This window comes from Nocardia sp. NPDC050697 (genome assembly GCF_040654395.1).
In the GTDB taxonomy this organism is placed as follows: domain Bacteria; phylum Actinomycetota; class Actinomycetes; order Mycobacteriales; family Mycobacteriaceae; genus Nocardia.
Genome location: NZ_JBFAHY010000004.1, coordinates 343,640 through 359,757 on the forward strand (window position 1 = coordinate 343,640; position 16,118 = coordinate 359,757).

15 protein-coding genes are annotated in these 16,118 nt (G+C 72.3%); 12 read left to right on the forward strand and 3 right to left on the reverse strand.

The annotated features are described in order from the left end of the window. Positions 1-2: 2 nt before the first annotated feature. Positions 3-2,021: a glycoside hydrolase family 15 protein gene (locus tag AB0H71_RS17155; protein ID WP_357021252.1), complete on the reverse strand. Its 2,019-nt coding sequence runs from the start codon at positions 2,019-2,021 to the stop codon at positions 3-5. Between the two features lie 55 nt (positions 2,022-2,076). Here AB0H71_RS17155 and AB0H71_RS17160 point away from each other — a divergent pair, with 55 nt between their 5' ends. The 10 genes from AB0H71_RS17160 (at position 2,077) to AB0H71_RS17205 (ending at position 13,293) form a co-directional block, all read left to right on the forward strand. After that, entirely contained in the window at positions 2,077-2,382 is a 306-nt protein-coding gene (locus AB0H71_RS17160; RefSeq protein WP_357021255.1) for a hypothetical protein, read from the forward strand. 198 nt (positions 2,383-2,580) lie between these two features. Continuing rightward, the gene (locus AB0H71_RS17165; RefSeq protein WP_357021258.1) at positions 2,581-2,670 is read left to right on the forward strand and encodes an Ms4533A family Cys-rich leader peptide; all 90 of its coding nucleotides are present in this window, start codon (positions 2,581-2,583) and stop codon (positions 2,668-2,670) included. A gap of 158 nt (positions 2,671-2,828) precedes the next feature. Continuing rightward, complete coding sequence (locus AB0H71_RS17170; protein WP_357021261.1) at positions 2,829-3,887, forward strand: sulfate ABC transporter substrate-binding protein; 1,059 nt, start codon at positions 2,829-2,831, stop codon at positions 3,885-3,887. A gap of 285 nt (positions 3,888-4,172) precedes the next feature. Then, positions 4,173-5,021, forward strand: coding sequence for a sulfate ABC transporter permease subunit CysT (gene cysT, locus AB0H71_RS17175; RefSeq protein ID WP_357021958.1), 849 nt, complete (start codon positions 4,173-4,175; stop codon positions 5,019-5,021). Beyond that, entirely contained in the window at positions 5,018-5,824 is an 807-nt protein-coding gene (cysW, locus tag AB0H71_RS17180) for a sulfate ABC transporter permease subunit CysW (RefSeq protein WP_357021264.1), read from the forward strand. Before cysT ends, cysW begins: the two co-directional genes overlap by 4 nt. Further along, on the forward strand, positions 5,821-6,810 hold the full coding sequence (locus AB0H71_RS17185) for a sulfate ABC transporter ATP-binding protein (RefSeq protein WP_357021266.1): 990 nt from the start codon (positions 5,821-5,823) through the stop codon (positions 6,808-6,810). Before cysW ends, AB0H71_RS17185 begins: the two co-directional genes overlap by 4 nt. Before the next feature lie 238 nt (positions 6,811-7,048). Further along, the gene (locus AB0H71_RS17190) at positions 7,049-8,053 is read left to right on the forward strand and encodes a diiron oxygenase (protein ID WP_357021269.1); all 1,005 of its coding nucleotides are present in this window, start codon (positions 7,049-7,051) and stop codon (positions 8,051-8,053) included. A 1-nt stretch (position 8,054) separates the two neighbouring features. Continuing rightward, positions 8,055-9,647, forward strand: coding sequence for an FAD-dependent oxidoreductase (locus AB0H71_RS17195; RefSeq protein WP_357021272.1), 1,593 nt, complete (start codon positions 8,055-8,057; stop codon positions 9,645-9,647). Between the two features lie 591 nt (positions 9,648-10,238). Then, on the forward strand, positions 10,239-12,356 hold the full coding sequence (locus tag AB0H71_RS17200) for an Hsp70 family protein (RefSeq protein WP_357021274.1): 2,118 nt from the start codon (positions 10,239-10,241) through the stop codon (positions 12,354-12,356). Positions 12,357-12,495: 139 nt separating this feature from the next. Then, the gene (locus AB0H71_RS17205; protein WP_357021277.1) at positions 12,496-13,293 is read left to right on the forward strand and encodes an HAD hydrolase family protein; all 798 of its coding nucleotides are present in this window, start codon (positions 12,496-12,498) and stop codon (positions 13,291-13,293) included. Positions 13,294-13,296: 3 nt separating this feature from the next. On the opposite strand, the gene AB0H71_RS17210 is transcribed toward AB0H71_RS17205, so the two are convergent. Next, on the reverse strand, positions 13,297-13,707 hold the full coding sequence (locus AB0H71_RS17210; protein WP_357021280.1) for a VOC family protein: 411 nt from the start codon (positions 13,705-13,707) through the stop codon (positions 13,297-13,299). 93 nt (positions 13,708-13,800) lie between these two features. On the opposite strand from AB0H71_RS17210, the gene AB0H71_RS17215 reads away from it, so the two are divergent. Then, a complete protein-coding gene (locus AB0H71_RS17215) occupies positions 13,801-14,757 on the forward strand; it encodes a WYL domain-containing protein (RefSeq protein WP_357021283.1) in 957 nt (318 codons plus the stop codon). Here AB0H71_RS17215 and AB0H71_RS17220 read toward each other — a convergent pair. Further along, positions 14,730-15,407, reverse strand: coding sequence for an SGNH/GDSL hydrolase family protein (locus tag AB0H71_RS17220; RefSeq protein ID WP_357021287.1), 678 nt, complete (start codon positions 15,405-15,407; stop codon positions 14,730-14,732). The two genes, AB0H71_RS17215 and AB0H71_RS17220, sit on opposite strands and share 28 nt — an antisense overlap. 102 nt (positions 15,408-15,509) lie before the next feature. Here AB0H71_RS17220 and AB0H71_RS17225 point away from each other — a divergent pair, with 102 nt between their 5' ends. Beyond that, positions 15,510-16,118, forward strand: coding sequence for a TetR/AcrR family transcriptional regulator (locus AB0H71_RS17225; RefSeq protein ID WP_357021290.1), 609 nt, complete (start codon positions 15,510-15,512; stop codon positions 16,116-16,118).

Sequence of the window (16,118 nt, forward strand, 5' to 3'; positions counted from 1 at the left end):
GCTCAGTGCCCCGGCGCGGGCGGGGAGTGCGCGGGCTGGAAGAACCCGGCGTCGCGCGTCTGCTCGGCCCGGATCACGTGCGTCACCGCGTTGATCAGCGCCAGGTGGGTGAAGGCCTGCGGGAAGTTGCCGAGGTGCCTGCCGCTGCGCGGGTCGATCTCTTCCGCGTAGAGCCGCAGCGGACTGGCCAGCCCCAGCAGCCGCTCGCAGAGGTGCCTGGCCCGCTGTAGCTCGCCGATCTCCACCAGCGCGGAGACCAGCCAGAACGAGCAAATGGCGAAGGAGCCCTCGGCGCCGGAGAGGCCGTCATCGGTGGTCTGCGTGTGGTAGCGCAGCACCAGGCCGTTCACGGTGAGCCCGTCGGCGATGGCGAGCACGGTGGCCCGGATCCGCTCGTCGTCCGGGGGCAGGAAGCGGACGAGCACCGCGAGCAGCAGCGAGGCGTCCAGGGAGTCGCTGCCGTAGGCCTGGGTGAGGACGCCGTCCGCGTTCACCCCGTTGGCCAGCACGTCGGCCTTGATCTCCGCGGCGACGGCGAACCACTCGGCGGCGTGCTCGACCTGGCCGTGCAGCTCGGCCAGGCGCGCGCCGCGGTCCAGCGCCACCCAGCACATGATCTTGGACGAGGTGAAGTGCTGCGGCTCGCCGCGCACCTCCCAGATCCCGCGGTCCGGCTCCCGCCAGTGCTCGACGGCGGCCCGCACCTGCCGCTCCAGCAGCGGCCAGAGCGTCTCCGGCACCTGCTGCCTGGAGCGCACGTGCAGGTACACCGAGTCCAGCATGGTGCCCCAGATATCGTGCTGCACCTGGTCGTAGGCGGCATTGCCGACCCGCACCGGGCGCGCGCCGTCGTACCCGGACAGGTGGTCGAGGGTACTCTCGGTGATCTCGCGCTCGCCGCCGATGCCGTAGAGCACCTGCAGCGGAACGGGTTCGCCGTCCGGGCCGGTGGTGACGTCGTTGAGGAAGGCGAAGAAATCGTCGGCCTCGCGGTCCAGGCCGAGGGTGTAGAGCCCCCAGAGCGCGAAGCTGGAATCGCGCACCCAGCTGTAGCGGTAGTCCCAGTTGCGTTCGCCGTGCGGGGTCTCCGGGAGCGAGGTGGTGGCGGCGGCCATCAGCGCGCCGGTCGGGGCGTAGGTGAGGCCCTTCAGCGTGAGCGCGCTGCGCTGCAGGTAGTTGCGCCACGGGTGGTCGGGGAACTTGCCGAGCGTGACCCACTGCCGCCAGCACTCGATGGTGGCCCACATCTTCTCCGCCGCCTCGGCGTAGCTCTTCGGCGCGGGCAGCTCCGACCAGGTGAGCGCGACGAACACCTCGTCGCCCTCTTCCATCCTGGTGCGCGCCCTCGCCTCCCTGCCCTCCAGCCCGAGCCGCAGGTCGGAGGTGAGCGTCAGCGTCGGCCCGGCCGCCGGGTCGGCCGCCACGGTGGCGGTCGCCTCCTCGTACACCTTGCCGGTGTACTCCCAGCGCGCCGCGGCCCGGTGGTAGTCGAAGGCGGGCTCGCAGCTCATCTCCAGCTCGACGGTGCCGTTCACGCACTTCACCATGCGCAGCAGCATGTGCTCGGCATCCCAGTCCATCGGGGTGCGCCGGTGCGTGCGGCTGCGCTGGTCGTTGTTGTGCCACGGCCCGAGCACCAGCGCGTCCCGCACGATGAGCCAGCCGGTCTCGGTCTGCCAGGTGGTCTCCAGGATCATGCCGCCGGGCAGGTAGCGCCGGGCGGCCGGGACATTGCGGCCGTACGGCCCGATCCGGAAGTGCCCGGCGCTGCGGTCCAGCACGGCGCCGAAGATGCTCGGCGAGTCCGGGCGCGGCACGCACATCCACTCCACCGCGCCATTGCTGGCGATCAGGCAGGTGGTCTCGCAGTCGCTGAGGAAGGCGTAGTCGTCGATCGGCGGGTAGGCGCCGTAGCGCCGCGCCTCGGTGGTCGGGTTGAGCAGCGGCACCTCGCCACTGCCCGCCGCTGCCGGAGGCGAGTCGCTGAGCGCGGTCTGGTCGGGGTGATCGGTCGGCGCCATGCCCCCATGATGCCGGGTTACGCCCGCTTCCGGCGGCGACCACTAGGGTGGGGGCGTGGAGCAGATCGCAGGCTGGTGGGACGGGTTCGAACTCTGGGTGGCGGGGCTGCCGTTCATCCCGCAGTTCCTCGTCGTGCTGCTCGGCATGGTGCCGATCAGCGTCGCCATCGCGATGGGGCTGGACCGCACGCTGCGCGCGGTGCTGCACCTGCTCGGCCGGGATCGCACGCCGGAGCCGGGGGAGATGCCCGGTGCCGCCGGGCCCGCCGGCCCGCCCGCCGGGCCCGGCGCCGACGTCGCGCCGATCGTCACCGAGTTCGTCGGCCCGCTGGCCGCCGCCGGCTCGGCGGGGGTGCGCTGATGCCGCGCTCGCGGGTGCAGCTGGCGCTGGTCGCGCTGCTGGTGCTGATCGTGGTCGCCTGGCTGCTCACCCGCTAGCGGGGCCGTGCGGTCCGCGGGGTGCTTCCGGGTGCCGAGCCGCGGTCGACATGGGGTTTCCCGCGATCTTGTGAAACTCGCTCGACTCGAACAGCTACCGATGCTCTGCTACAGTCTGCCCGTGTCTCCGAGTGCCGTCCCGCAGGTCCGCCATGAATTGGCGTTGATCGCTGTCGGCAATCTCGCGGTCGCCGATATCCTCTGTCGGTGATCCGCGGGGTCACCGTCGCGTCCGTTCGATGAACCGGCGCGCATCCGGCGACGGGGCTCCGAGAATCAGTGGATCGTGCTGCGATCCCGCGCGTCGTTTCGGATGTCCGCCGCACCCAAGCAACCCCGTCGCGGTGGATCACACAGGAAGGTCCAGCGATGTCTCGCAGGTCGTTGTTCGCCGGTCGTACCCGGTCCCGTCGCAAGCCGCTCGCGGTTGCCCTCACGGCGCTCGCCGCCGTCGCGCTCACCGCCTGCGGCGGCGGCGCGAGTGACTCCACCGACGGCGGCGGCGCCGACGGCAGCGGCGGCACGCTGAACCTCTACGCCTACGCGGTGCCGAAGCCCGGCTTCGACAAGGTGATCCCCGAGTTCAACAAGACCGACGCGGGCAAGGGCGTGCAGGTCCAGCAGTCCTACGGCGCCTCCGGCGACCAGTCCCGCAAGGTCAAGGACGGCGCCGCCGCCGACGTGGTGAACTTCTCGGTCGAGCCGGACATCACCCGCCTGGTCGACGCCGGGCTGGTCGACGCCAGCTGGAACGCCGGCGCCGACAAGGGCATCCCGTTCGGCTCCGTGGTCGCCATCGTGGTGCGCAAGGGCAACCCCAAGGGCATCAAGGACTGGGACGACCTGCTGAAGCCCGGCGTCGAGGTGGTCACCCCGAACCCGTTCAGCTCGGGCTCGGCCAAGTGGAACCTGCTCGCCCCGTACGCCGCCAAGTCCGAGGGCGGCAAGAACCCGCAGGCCGGGCTGGACTACCTGTCCCAGCTGGTCTCGCCGGAGCACGTCAAGGTGCAGCCGAAGTCCGGCCGCGAGGCGACCGAGACCTTCCTGCAGGGCACCGGTGACGTGCTGCTGAGCTACGAGAACGAGGCCATCTTCTCGGAGCGCAACGGCGACCAGATCGAGCACGTCATCCCGCCGATCACCTTCAAGATCGAGAACCCGATCGCGGTGCTGAAGAACAGCCCGAACCTGGAGAAGGCGAAGGCGTTCCGCGACTTCCAGTTCACCGCCGAGGGGCAGCGCGCCTGGGGCTCGGCCGGGTTCCGCCCGGTTGACCCGGCGATCGCCGCCGAGTTCAAGGCCGACTTCCCGGCCCCGCAGAAGGAGTGGACGATCGCCGACCTCGGTGGCTGGAAGGCCGTCGACAAGGAGCTGTTCACGGCGGAGACCGGCAAGGTCGCGGTCATCTACGACAACGCGACCAAGTGACGGTGTGACTCCGAGCACACGGGATACTGGACGATCGTGACCGAGAGCAGTGCATCCGGAGCCGGGCGCGAGCCCGGCTCCGGTGTTCCCGAGAGTGCGTCCGGCGCCGCGGATCGGGCCGCCGCCGACGGCGACCGCCCTACGGCCGATCCGGTTGCGGACGCGGCCGAGCCGAGCGCGGGCGAGCGTGCCGAACTCGGCGCGGAGGCGAAGCGGGTGGATTCCGCGGAGGCCGCCGCGCCGGAGCCCGAGCCGGTGGCGGCCACCGCCGCACCCGGCCCGGCGGTGATCACCGCCCCCGCCCCCGCGAAACCGCGCCGCGACCTCTCCTGGCTGAAGGTGACCGGGTCGGTGGGGCCGCTCGGCATCGGCACGGCGGTGCTGTGGCTCAGCATCATCGTGGTGCTGCCGCTGGCGGCGCTCACCGTGACCTCGTTCGAGAACGGCTGGTCCGGCTTCTGGGACGCCGTCACCGCCCCCGCCGCGCTGGACTCGCTGCGCATCACCGTGATCGTCTCGGTGATCGTCGCGGTGCTCAACGTGGTGATGGGCACCCTGGTGGCCTGGGTCCTGGTCCGCGACGAGTTCCCCGGCAAGAGCGTGGTCAACGCGCTGATCGACCTGCCGTTCGCGCTGCCGACCATCGTGGCCAGCATCGTGCTGCTCTCGCTGTACGGCCCGGAGAGCCCGGTCGACATCCACCTCAACGCCACCCAGCCCGGCCTGGTGGTGGCGCTGGCCTTCGTGACGCTGCCGTTCGTGGTGCGCGCGGTGCAGCCGGTGCTGATCGAGGCCGACCGCGAGGTGGAGCAGGCCGCGCTCTCGCTCGGCGCGAGCAACTGGACCACCTTCCGGCGGATCGTGCTGCCCACGCTCACCCCCGCGGTGCTCAGCGGCGGTGGCCTCGCCTTCGCCCGCGCCATCGGCGAGTACGGCTCGGTGGTGCTGATCGGCGGCAATATCCCGCGCAAGACCGAGATGGCGTCGCAGTACATCCAGAAGCAGATCGAGATCGACAGGCAGGTGAACGCGGCCGCGGTGTCGGTGGCGCTGCTCGCGATCTCGTTCGCGTCCCTGCTCGTGCTCCGGCTGCTGGCCGAGCGCAGCTCCCGGCGGGAGGCGGCGAGCCGATGAAACTCTCACTTCCGGCGCGGCTGTCGCTGCGCGTGATCGCGCTCGGCTACCTCTTCGTGCTGCTGGTGCTGCCGCTGCTGGTCATCCTGTGGCGCACCTTCGAGCGCGGTATCGGGGCGTTCTTCGAATCGGTGACCACCCCGGCCGCGGTCTCGGCGTTCCAGCTCTCGCTGCTCATCCTGGTGATCGTGGTGCCGGTGAACGTCGTCTTCGGCATCGTCACCGCGCTGGCGCTGGTGCGCAGCAAATTCCCGGGGCGCAGCCTGGTGCAGGGCATCGTGGACCTGCCGTTCGCGGTCTCGCCGGTGGTGGTCGGCGTCTCGCTGATCCTGCTCTGGGGCGTCGGCGGCTGGTTCAGCGGGCTGGCGAACGTCGGCATCACCGTGATCTTCGCGCTGCCCGGCATGGTGATCGCGACCATCTTCGTGACGCTGCCGTTCGTGGTGCGCGAGGTGGAGCCGGTGCTCCGCGAGATCGGTGACGAGCAGGAGCAGGCGGCGGCCACGCTCGGCGCCAACGGCTGGCAGACCTTCTGGCGGATCACGCTGCCCGCCATCCGCTGGGGGCTCACCTACGGCATCGTGCTCACCGTCGCCCGGTCGCTCGGCGAGTTCGGCGCGGTGATCATGGTCTCCTCCGCGCTGCCGGGCAAGTCGCTCACCCTGACCCTGCTGGTGCACGGCCGCTACATCAACGACCACAACGTGTTCGGCGCCTACTCCGCCGCCACCGTGCTGATGGGGCTCGCCCTGATCACCCTGCTGCTCATGACCCTCCTCGACCGCAAGCGGAGCTCCCGATGACGATCACCGTGACCAACGCGAACAAGCACTACGGCACCTTCGCCGCGCTGGACGACGTCACGCTGGAGATCCCCGCGGGCGAGCTCACCGCGCTGCTCGGCCCCTCCGGCTCCGGCAAGTCGACGCTGCTGCGCGCGATCGCCGGGCTGGAGTCGCTGGACTCCGGCGTGGTGGTGATCGCCGGCCGCGACGTCACCCGGGTGCCGCCGCAGAAGCGCGATATCGGCTTCGTGTTCCAGCACTACGCGGCGTTCAAGCACATGACCGTGCGGGACAACGTGGCCTTCGGGCTCACCATCCGCAAGCGGCCGAAGCCGGAGATCACCAAGCGGGTGGACGAGCTGCTCGGCATCGTCGGGCTCGACGGTTTCCAGCACCGCTACCCCGCGCAGCTCTCCGGCGGCCAGCGGCAGCGCATGGCGCTGGCCCGCGCGCTCGCCGTCGACCCCAAGGTGCTGCTGCTGGACGAGCCGTTCGGCGCGCTGGACGCCAAGGTCCGCGCCGACCTGCGCAAGTGGCTGCGGCGGCTGCACGAGGAGGTGCACGTGACCACGGTGCTGGTCACGCACGACCAGGAGGAGGCGCTGGACGTCGCCGATCGGATCGCGGTCATGAACAGGGGCCGGATCGAGCAGGTCGGCAGCCCCGAGGACGTCTACGACCGCCCCGCCAACGAGTTCGTCATGTCCTTCCTCGGCGAGGTGGCGCGGCTCAACGGCCACCTGGTGCGCCCGCACGACATCCGGGTCGGCCGCGATCCCGGCATGGCGCTCGCCGAGAACGAGGGCACCGCCGAGTCCGCCGGCGTCACCCGCGCCACCGTCGAGCGGGTGGTCCGGCTCGGCTTCGAGGTGCGGGTCGAGCTCCGCAACGCCGCCACCCACGACCTGTTCGCCGCCCAGGTCACCCGCGGCGACGCCGAGGCGCTGCGCCTGGCCGACGGCGAGACGGTCTACGTCCGCGCCACCCGAATCCCGGAAATCTAGGCGAGTGATACTCGCCCCGAGGGGGCGAGTACTACGAGCCCCGTTCGCGGCCCGTCTCGCCGCCGAGCACTCGAAGCGCACGCGCCGCAGGCGCAAGTCTCGAGTGCTCGGCGGCGAGACTTTTCGGGGCCGCGAACACGTCCGGCGAAGCCGGACAAATCCAACACAGTTGACGTGACTCTACGTAGGTGTAACCATGGGGAACAGTTAAAGCCACCTACGAGAGGCAGTGACGACGATGTCGACAGCCGAGAAGCCCTTCGCGGATCCCGACCTCGCGCGGGCCCAGGAGTACGCCGCGAAGCTGCTGCTGTTGTCGGAGGGCTCGGTCAACAAGAACTTCGACCCCTTCACCGACATCGACTGGGACAACCCGGACTTCGCCGCCGACGCGGGCGAGGAGCGCTGGATCCTGCCGCCCTCCGCCGACCCGCTCGGCAGGCACCCGTGGTACACCTCGCTCCCGAAGGAGCGGCAGATCGAGATCGGCAAGTACCGGCAGGCGAATATCGCCAAGGTCGGGCTGCAGTTCGAGGCCATCCTGATCAGCGGCATGATGCAGCACGTCTTCGGGCTGCCGAACGGCTCGCCGGAGTTCCGCTACTGCTCCCACGAGATGATCGAGGAGCACAACCACACCCTGATGTTCCAGGAGATGGTGAACCGGATCGGCGTCGACGTGCCCGGCATGGGCCCGCTGGTGCGCCAGCTGCGGCACCTCGCGGTGCCGGTCGCGGTGAACTTCCCGAACCTGTTCTTCATGGCGGTGCTGGCCGGCGAGGAGCCGATCGACCACATCCAGAAGGACATCCTGCGCTCCACCGACAATATCCACCCGATCATGCGCGGCGTGATGGCGATCCACATCGCCGAGGAGGCGCGGCACATCTCCTTCGCGCACGAGTTCCTGGAGCAGCACGTGCCGGAGCGCAACGCCGCGCAGCGCTTCGTGCTCTCGCTGGCCATGCCGCTGATCATGTGGATCCTCGGCCGCGCCATCGCCACCCCGCCGCGCACCTTCTTCGACGAGTTCGACGTGCCGGACGAGGTGCGCAAGGAGTTGTTCTACGGCTCGGACGAGGCCAAGAAGGTCTTCGCCGACTACTTCGGCGACGTCCGGATGCTGGCCGAGAAGATCGGCATGATGAACCCGATCTCCCGGCGGCTGTGGAAAGCGCTCGGCATGAACGGCCACGTCACCCGGTTCCGCTCCGAGCCGCTGCGCCTGGTGAAGACCGCCTGACATGCCCTACGTCGTCACCCAGTCCTGCTGCAGCGACGCCTCCTGCGTCTACGCCTGCCCGGTGAACTGCATCCACCCCACGCCGGACGAGCCGGACTTCGCCACCGCGGAGATGCTCTACGTCGACCCGGCCGCCTGCGTCGACTGCGGCGCCTGCGCCTCGGCCTGCCCGGTGGACGCCATCACCTCCAGCAAGAAGCTGACGCCGGAGCAGCAGCCGTTCATCGAGATCAACGCGGACTTCTACCGCCAGGCCCGGCCGCGCCCGCTGCTGGCGCGGCCGGTGCCCGCCGCGCGGATCGAGACCGAGCGCAGCCCGCTGCGGGTCGCGATCGTCGGCTCCGGCCCCTCCGCGATGTACGCGGCGGATGAACTGCTCACCCAGCCGGACGTCGCGGTGACGGTGCTGGACCGGCTGCCGGTGCCGTACGGCCTGGCCAGGCACGGCGTCGCGCCCGACCACGGCAGGACCAGGCAGGTCAGCGCGCTCTTCGACGTGATCTCCGCGCAGCCGGGCTTCGGCTCGTACCTGAATGTGGAGATCGGCGCCGATATCGCCGCGGACGAGCTGCGCGACCACTTCCACGCGGTGATCTACGCCGTCGGCGCCTCCACCGACCGCAAGCTCGGGATCCCGGGCGAGGGGCTGCCCGGCACCGTCTCCGCCACCGACTTCGTGGCCTGGTACAACGGCCACCCCGACCACGCACACGCCGGGTTCGACCTGGACCAGCGGCGCGCGGTGATCGTCGGCAACGGCAATGTGGCGCTGGACGTCGCGCGGATCCTCACCGCCGACCCGGAGACGCTCGCCGCCACCGATATCGCGCCCTATGCGCTGCGCGCGCTGCGCGAGAGCAAGGTCGAGGAGGTGGTGGTGCTCGGCAGGCGCGGCCCGGCCGAGTCCGCCTTCACCGTCCCCGAGTTCGTCGGGCTGCTCGGCGCCGACGTGGACATCGTGGTCGAGGGCGAGTTGCCGCCGATCACCCCGGAGCTGCCCTACCGGGTCGAGCAGAAGCTGCGGCTGCTGCACGAGGTGGCGAAGCGCCCGGTCGGCGCGCGGCGGCGGATCGTCTTCCGCTACCTGGCCGCGCCGACCGCGATCCTCGGTACCGACCGGGTCACCGGGCTGGAGCTCGCCCGCACCGCGCTGACCACCGGCGCCGACGGCCGGGTGGCCGCGGTGCCGACCGGCGAGGTCGAGCGGATCGATGCCGGGCTGGTGCTGACCTCGGTCGGGTACCGGGGCGTCGCGGTGCCGGGGCTGCCCTTCGACGAGGCGCGCGGGGTGGTGCCGAACGAGGCGGGCCGGGTGCTCGCCGAGCCGGGCGGGGCGCCGGTCACCGGCAGCTACGTCACGGGCTGGATCAAGCGCGGCCCGACCGGGTTCATCGGCACCAACAAGTCGTGCGCGCAGGAGACGGTGCGGCAGCTCGCGGCGGACTTCAATGCCGGGCTGCTCGGCACGCCGCCGCGCGGTGCGGACGAGTTCGACCGGCTGGTCCGGCTGCGGGCACCGCGGGTGCGGCCGGGCGGCGCGGCGCTGCCCGCGACCAAGCGATCGCGGTTCCGGGGCCTGCTCGCGCAGGGCTGATCGGGCGAGTTCCGCATTTCGGGGCGGGCAGCCTGCGCGGTTCGGCCGCGATCTACGGGCTATTTGCCGGTTTCCGTGGCCTGACATGTCGATTCAGTGACAAAAATCGCCAAATCTCGCGCTCCGGGCGTACGATCGGCAATGGGTCAGCTACTCCCCCCAAGAGTTGGCCCGTATCGCGGTTCGAACCCCCCTGCGAACCGCGCTTCGAGTAGGCGCCGCCGGACTTCCCCCCAGGTCCGGCGGCGCCGCTTTCGTTTGTGGTTACCTATTGGCTACCAACCGGTCGGTCAGGGCCGGGCTTCGGTCTCCCCTTCCTGCTTCGCGCCGTCGGTTCCGATCGCTGATCGGTAACCGACTGCTGTCCGACACGCTCGAACCATAAAACGAGCCGACCGGTCCGAATACGCTCTCCGCTGCGGTTTTGTCTTATAACACGAACCGGTCGGCCTAAAAATGCGCTGCTTCATATCAATTCGGCATGTGTTCGGACTCGGAACAGCTAATCTGTAGTGGCTGTTTGGAAGACGACCGCGGCCACACGGGCATCCGTTGTGCTGGACGTGGTCACGGTGCGTTGACGGGATGGCGATGACTACTGGCGTGGGTATCTGCATGGGCTCGGCGACCTCGGTGACGGCTTCGGTCACCGCCGGGCAACCGCGGCCATCGGTGCGGGTGCGGCACACGACGGTCTCCTTCGACAGCCGCGGCACCGCCGGGATCGGCGCGCCCGGCGTCGCGCGAGTCGGGGCGGCCGCGGAGATCAGCGGTCCGGCAGCAAATTTCGCCGACCTCACCGTCGAGGTCGAGCCGATCGTCGTCGGCGGGCGGCTGTGGACCCCGGCCGCGCTGGTCGCCGCCGTGGTCGGCGACCTGCTGCGCGCCGAGCCGCCGGGGGCCGGGGTGGTCCTCGCGCACCCCGCCGTCTACGGCGCGGGCGAGGTCGCCAGGCTGACGCAGGCACTGGACCTCGCCGGGGCCGGGCACGTGCTCCCGGTGCCGGAGCCGGTCGCCGCCGCCGAGTGGCTGGAGTGCGAGACGGGGCCGCTGACAGCGGGTTTCGTGCTCGTCTACGACCTCGGTGCCACCAGCCTCGACCTCGGTATCGTGCGGGTCGGGGCGGACTGGCCGGACCACCCGATCGTCGGAACACCCGTGCGCGCGCGGGATTTCGGCGGTGAGCCGCTCGGCGCGGTGATCGCCGAGCGGGCGTATCGGCCGGGCTCCGCCGGCACACGCGGGCTGGATATCGAAGCGCTGCGGGCGGAGCACATCCGGGCGACCTTCCCGCTGGTGCTGGAGTGCCTCGCGGACAGCGGCATCGACCGGTCCGAGTTCACCGGCATCCTGCTGGTCGGCGGTGCGGCGCGGCCGCCCGAGGTCGCGCGGGTCCTCGGCGAGCTCGGGATGCCGGTGCTGCGCGGCGCCGACCCGGGACACACCATCGCGCTCGGCGCCGCGCAGTTCGCGGCGCGCACCCTGGCGCCGCCGGTGCGGCGGGCCGAGCCCGGCCCGCACATCGGGGTGTTCTCCAGCGCCGCACTGGTATCCGCGCTGGCCATGTCGGCCGCGACGGTCTTCGGCGGGCCCGCGCCGCAGTCGGCGCCCGGGTTGGAGCGGTTCCCCGGGGTGGAGGGGCAGTTCGGGATCGGGCAGGGGATCGCCCGGGTGCCCGTCGCCGGGGTCGCGCAGGCCGTGGGCGGGTGGCGGGTGCCGGTCGCCTCCGGTGGGCGGGGCGCGCCGCAGGCTTCGGCTGCTTCGCCGGTTCGGGTATTCGGGCCGCCGCTCACGCCGGTCTCCCGCAGCGGGCGGGGCGGGGACGGTGCGCCGCGGGTGGCGCCGAGTACCGGGACCTATACGAATCCGGCGCGGTTCACCAATCCGCTGCCGTTCCTGGAGCGCCTCGGTTTCGGCCTGGACGCGCGGGACGGGATCGGGCCGGACCTCGGGCGCGTCGGCGCCGGCCCGGCCGGTTCGCCGGGCGGGGAGGTCGCCGCCGGGCAGGCACCGGGCGGAGCGAGCGCCGACGCGGCGGGGACGTCGGGAGCGAGTCCGGCCGGTGCCGGTGGGCCCGCCGACGGGGCGGCGGTCGATGGGGCGTCCGGCGGGGGTGGCGCCCCGAGCGGTGACGGGTCGGGCGGCGGCGCGGGCGCGGGTGGTGTCGGCGGCGATGGCTCGAGCGGTGGTGCCTCCGGCGCAGGCGACGCGGGCGGCGGTGGCTCCGACGGCGGTGCCTCGGGCGCGGTCGGCGATGGCCCCGGCGGAGGCGCGGGCGGAGGCGGCACGGGTAGCGGCGGGTCCGACGGTGGTGGCTCGGGCGGCGGCGCTGACGATGGTGGTGGCTCGGGTGGCGGCTCGGCCCATGCGGGCTCGGGCGGCGGTTCGGATAACGCGGGCGCCGGTGGTGCGAGCGGCGGTGGGACGGGCGGTGGCTCGGGCCATGCGGGCTCGGGCGGCGATGGCTCGAACGGCGGCGGCTCCGACAGCGCCGGACAGGGCGGCGGCTCCGACAGGTCCGGACCGGGCGGCGGCGGCTCCGGCAAGGGCGGCAAGAACGGCGGCGGCCACGGCGGCTCGAACTCCGACGGCGCGGCCGGCTCCGGAGGTTCCGGCGGCAAGGGCGGTTCGGGCGGCAAGGGCGGCTCAGGCGGCTCCGGTGGCTCGGCCGGTTCCGGCGGCTCGGGCGGAAAAGGCTCCGACCGGTAACAACCGGTCGGGTGCCGCCGGACAACTCCGGCGGCCGGCCCGGCCACCCGCGGCGCCCACCCGAGGTGGGTCCGGTCCCGTACCGGATCGACAAGGGAAAACCTCGGGCGCGCCCGGGTGGCCGGGGCAGAATGGAGGGGTGGACGCTACCGGGGGAGAACCGCGCCTGATCGCGCTGGACGTCGACGGCACCCTGCTGAAATCCGGCTCGCCGGTGACCCGCCGCGTGGTGGACGCCGTGCGCGCCGCCGTGGCCGCGGGCGCGCACGTCGTGGTGACCACCGGCCGCTCCATGCTCTCCGCGGCCCCGGTCCTCGCCGAGCTCGGCCTGCTGGAGGGGCACGCGCTCTGCTCGAACGGCGCCGTGCACCTGGATGTCGCCCGCGGCGAGGCACTCGCCGTCGCCGATTTCGACCCGCTGCCCGCCATCACGGCGCTGCGCGCGGGCGCACCGGAGATGGTGCTGGCGGTGGAGAGGGTCGGGGTCGGCATGTGGGTGACCGGCGACGGCCCGAGCGATTACCCGCTCGGCCACGTCCGGGTGGTCGACCACGACCTGCTCGGCAGCGAGCACACGCCCCGGCTCAGCGGCTGGTGGCCCGGCGGCACCGACGCGCAGATGGCGGAGCTGCTGCGCGAGTTCGACGTCCCCGGCACCGCCTGGATCCACGGCGACTTCGGCCCCTGGCTCACCGTCTCCCGGCACGGCGTCTCCAAGGGCTGGGCGCTGGAGCAGCTCCGGCAGACCCTGGAGGTGCCGCCGGAGGCCACCCTCGCCATCGGCGACCACCTCAACGACCGGGAGATGCTGGCCTGGGCCGGGCACTCGGTCGCCATGGCCAATGCGCCCGCCGAGATCAGGGCGGCCGCCGACGAGGTGACCGCCGACGTGCTCGACGACGGCGTCGCGCTCGTCCTCGAGCGCTGGTTCCGCTGACCCCTACGCGGGCCCGGTCTTCGCCAGGATCTCCTCGTAGTGCGGGTTGCTCATCAGCCCGAGCACATTGCCGAACGGGTCGACCACCGACGCGGTGACGAAGCCGGTGCCCTCGCCGCGCGGGGTGATCGGGTCGTAGAGCGTGGCGCCGAGTTCCAGCAGCCGGTCCAGCGTGGCCTCCAGCTCCGTGACCGCCCAGTTGGCGATGGCCCCGCCGGGCGGGTTCTTCGCACCCGCCGGTGCGTAGGCGCGGTTCACGATGCCGAACTCGGCCTGGTAGTCGCCGATCCGCCACTCGTAGTAGCCGCCGGCCACGGTGTAGTAGGGCTCGGTGCCCAGGAATTCGGTGTACCAGTCCCTGGCCGCCTCCAGGTCGTCGGCGTAGAAGGTGAGCGTCGCCAGTCCGCGCAGCATGTCGGTCTCCTCGGGTCGGGATTCGGTCTCGGATTCCATCCTCGGCGGTGAAGTGCTCATCTTCTGCGCACTTTTCCGGGGAGGATGGCTCCCATGCGAGCGGACAGATTGGTGGCCGTGCTGCTGCTCATGCAGACGCGCGGCCGGGTGACGGCGGCCGAGGTCGCCGCCGAGCTGGAGATCTCGGTGGCGACCGCCCGGCGCGACCTGGAGGCGCTCGGCCGGGCCGGGGTGCCGGTGTATCCGCAGCCGGGCCGGGGCGGCGGCTGGCAGCTGGTCGGCGGCGCCCGCACCGACCTGACCGGCCTCACCGCGGGGGAAGCGCGGGCGCTGTTCCTGCTGGCCGGGCCCGCCGCCGGTGCGGTGCCGGAGGGGCGCTCGGCGCTGCGCAAGCTGGTCCGCGCGCTACCCAGGACCTTCCGCGGCGAGGCCGCGGCCGCCGCCGACTCGGTGCTGCTCGACCCGGCGGGCTGGGGCGCGCACGCCACCGCGACCCCGCCGCTGGTCGCCGCGGTGCAGGACGCCGTGATCCGGCGCGACCGGCTGCGCCTCGAGTACCGCAGCCGGGGCGCGCGCAGCACCCGGCTGGTCGACCCGCTGAGCCTGGTCGACAAGGACGGCATCTGGTACCTCATCGCCGAAACCGACCGCGGCCGCCGCACCTTCCGGCTGGACCGGGTGACCGCGGCCGAGCCCACCGGCGACACCTTCGAGCGCCCCGCCGATTTCGACCCGGCGGCGGCCTGGCGCGAGGTGGTCGGCGCCATGGAGCGGCGCCGCGCCGCCGCGGGCGCCACCGTGCTGATCGCCGCGCACCTGGTGCCGGTGCTGGCGAACCAGCAGGGCAGGCACTGCACGGTCCTCGGCCCGGACGGCGACGGCCGGGTGCGGGTCCGGGTCACCGCCCCGACTCCGCGAATGATCGCCCAGCAGCTGGCGGGCTGGGGCGCCGAACTCGAGGTCGTCGAGCCGGACTCGGTCCGCGCCGAACTCGCCCGGATCGGCGCCGAGCTGCTCGCCCGCTACCGCGGCACCGCCTCCAGCTCCTGAGCCAGCCGCTGCACCACCGCGGAGGCCAGCGCGGCCTGCCCGCTCATGGAGAAGTGGATGAGGTCGGCGCTCATCAGGTCGGGGCGCAGCCGGATGGGGTGCGGCCACAGCTCCAGCAGCACCGCGTCGTAGCGCGCCGCCACCGCGCGGATGACGTCGTTGAGCGCCGACATCCGCGCGCGCATGCCGCGCATGGCCCGCATCTGCTCGCGGTCCCAGACATCGGTCAGGGTGAAGGTCGAGATCGGTACTCCGCGCACCGCGAAGGCCGCGAAGAGCGTGTCCAGGTTGGCGTACGTGGCCTCGAGATCCGGCTCCGGCACGAAGAGGTCGTTCCCGCCGCAGACGATGTGCACCAGGTCGGGTTCGAAGGCCAGCGCGGTGTCCAGCTGCTCGGCCAGCACCTCGGCGCTGGTGGCGCCGGTGCGCCCGGTGTTCAGGTAGGCCAGCTCCGGCCGCACCCGGCGCAACGCCTCCGCCACCCGATCGGCCCAGCCCGCGTCCCGGTACCCGGGCGTCGGGTCGCCGACGCCCCGCGCGATGGAGTCGCCGACCACCGCGAAGCGGTGCCAGGGCGCATCCGCGAGCAGCGCGGCGGCGGTCTCCACGGTGAGCAGGGCGGGGTCGTCGGCTTCGGTGAAGGTCTGCATGGGTTCTCCATCTCGGACGAGAAAACAACACGAACGATCGTGCGTAAAATGACAGTACGACCGTTCGTGCTTTCGATCAAGGGGTGCCGCACAATGGGGTCCGTGAACTACGACCCGCCCGCCGAGCCGGCGCCGCCCGCCGCCGACGGCAGGCGCGCCAAGGGCGACCGCGCCCGTGCCGCCATCGCGCACCGCGCGGCGGACATCGCCTCGCTGGAGGGGCTCACCGGGCTCAGCCTGGCCCGGGTCGCGGACGAGCTGGGGCTCAGCAAGAGCGGCGTCGCCACCCTCTTCGGCACCAAGGAGGCGCTGCAGCAGGCCGCGGTGGCCGCCGCCCGCGCGGTGTTCGTGGAGCACGTGGTGCGGCCCGCGCTGGCGCACCCGCGCGGGCCGGAGCGGCTGCGCGCCCTGATCGACGGCTGGTTCGCCTTCATCACCGCGCCGGTGCTGCGCGGCGGTTGCTTCCGGGTAGCCACCCTGGCCGAGTTCGACGGGCGGCCGGGGCCGGTGCGCGATGCCGTCGCCGCCGACCACTACGAGTGGCTGAGCTTCCTCGCCCGCCAGATCGGCCACATCCACCCGGACGGCGAACCCGAGCTCCTCGCCTTCCAGCTGGATGCCCTGGTCGCCGCCGCCAATACCGCCAATCAGCTCGGCGACGAGGCGAGCCTCGCCGCCGCCCGCACCCTGGTGGACCGGCTCATCGGCTGA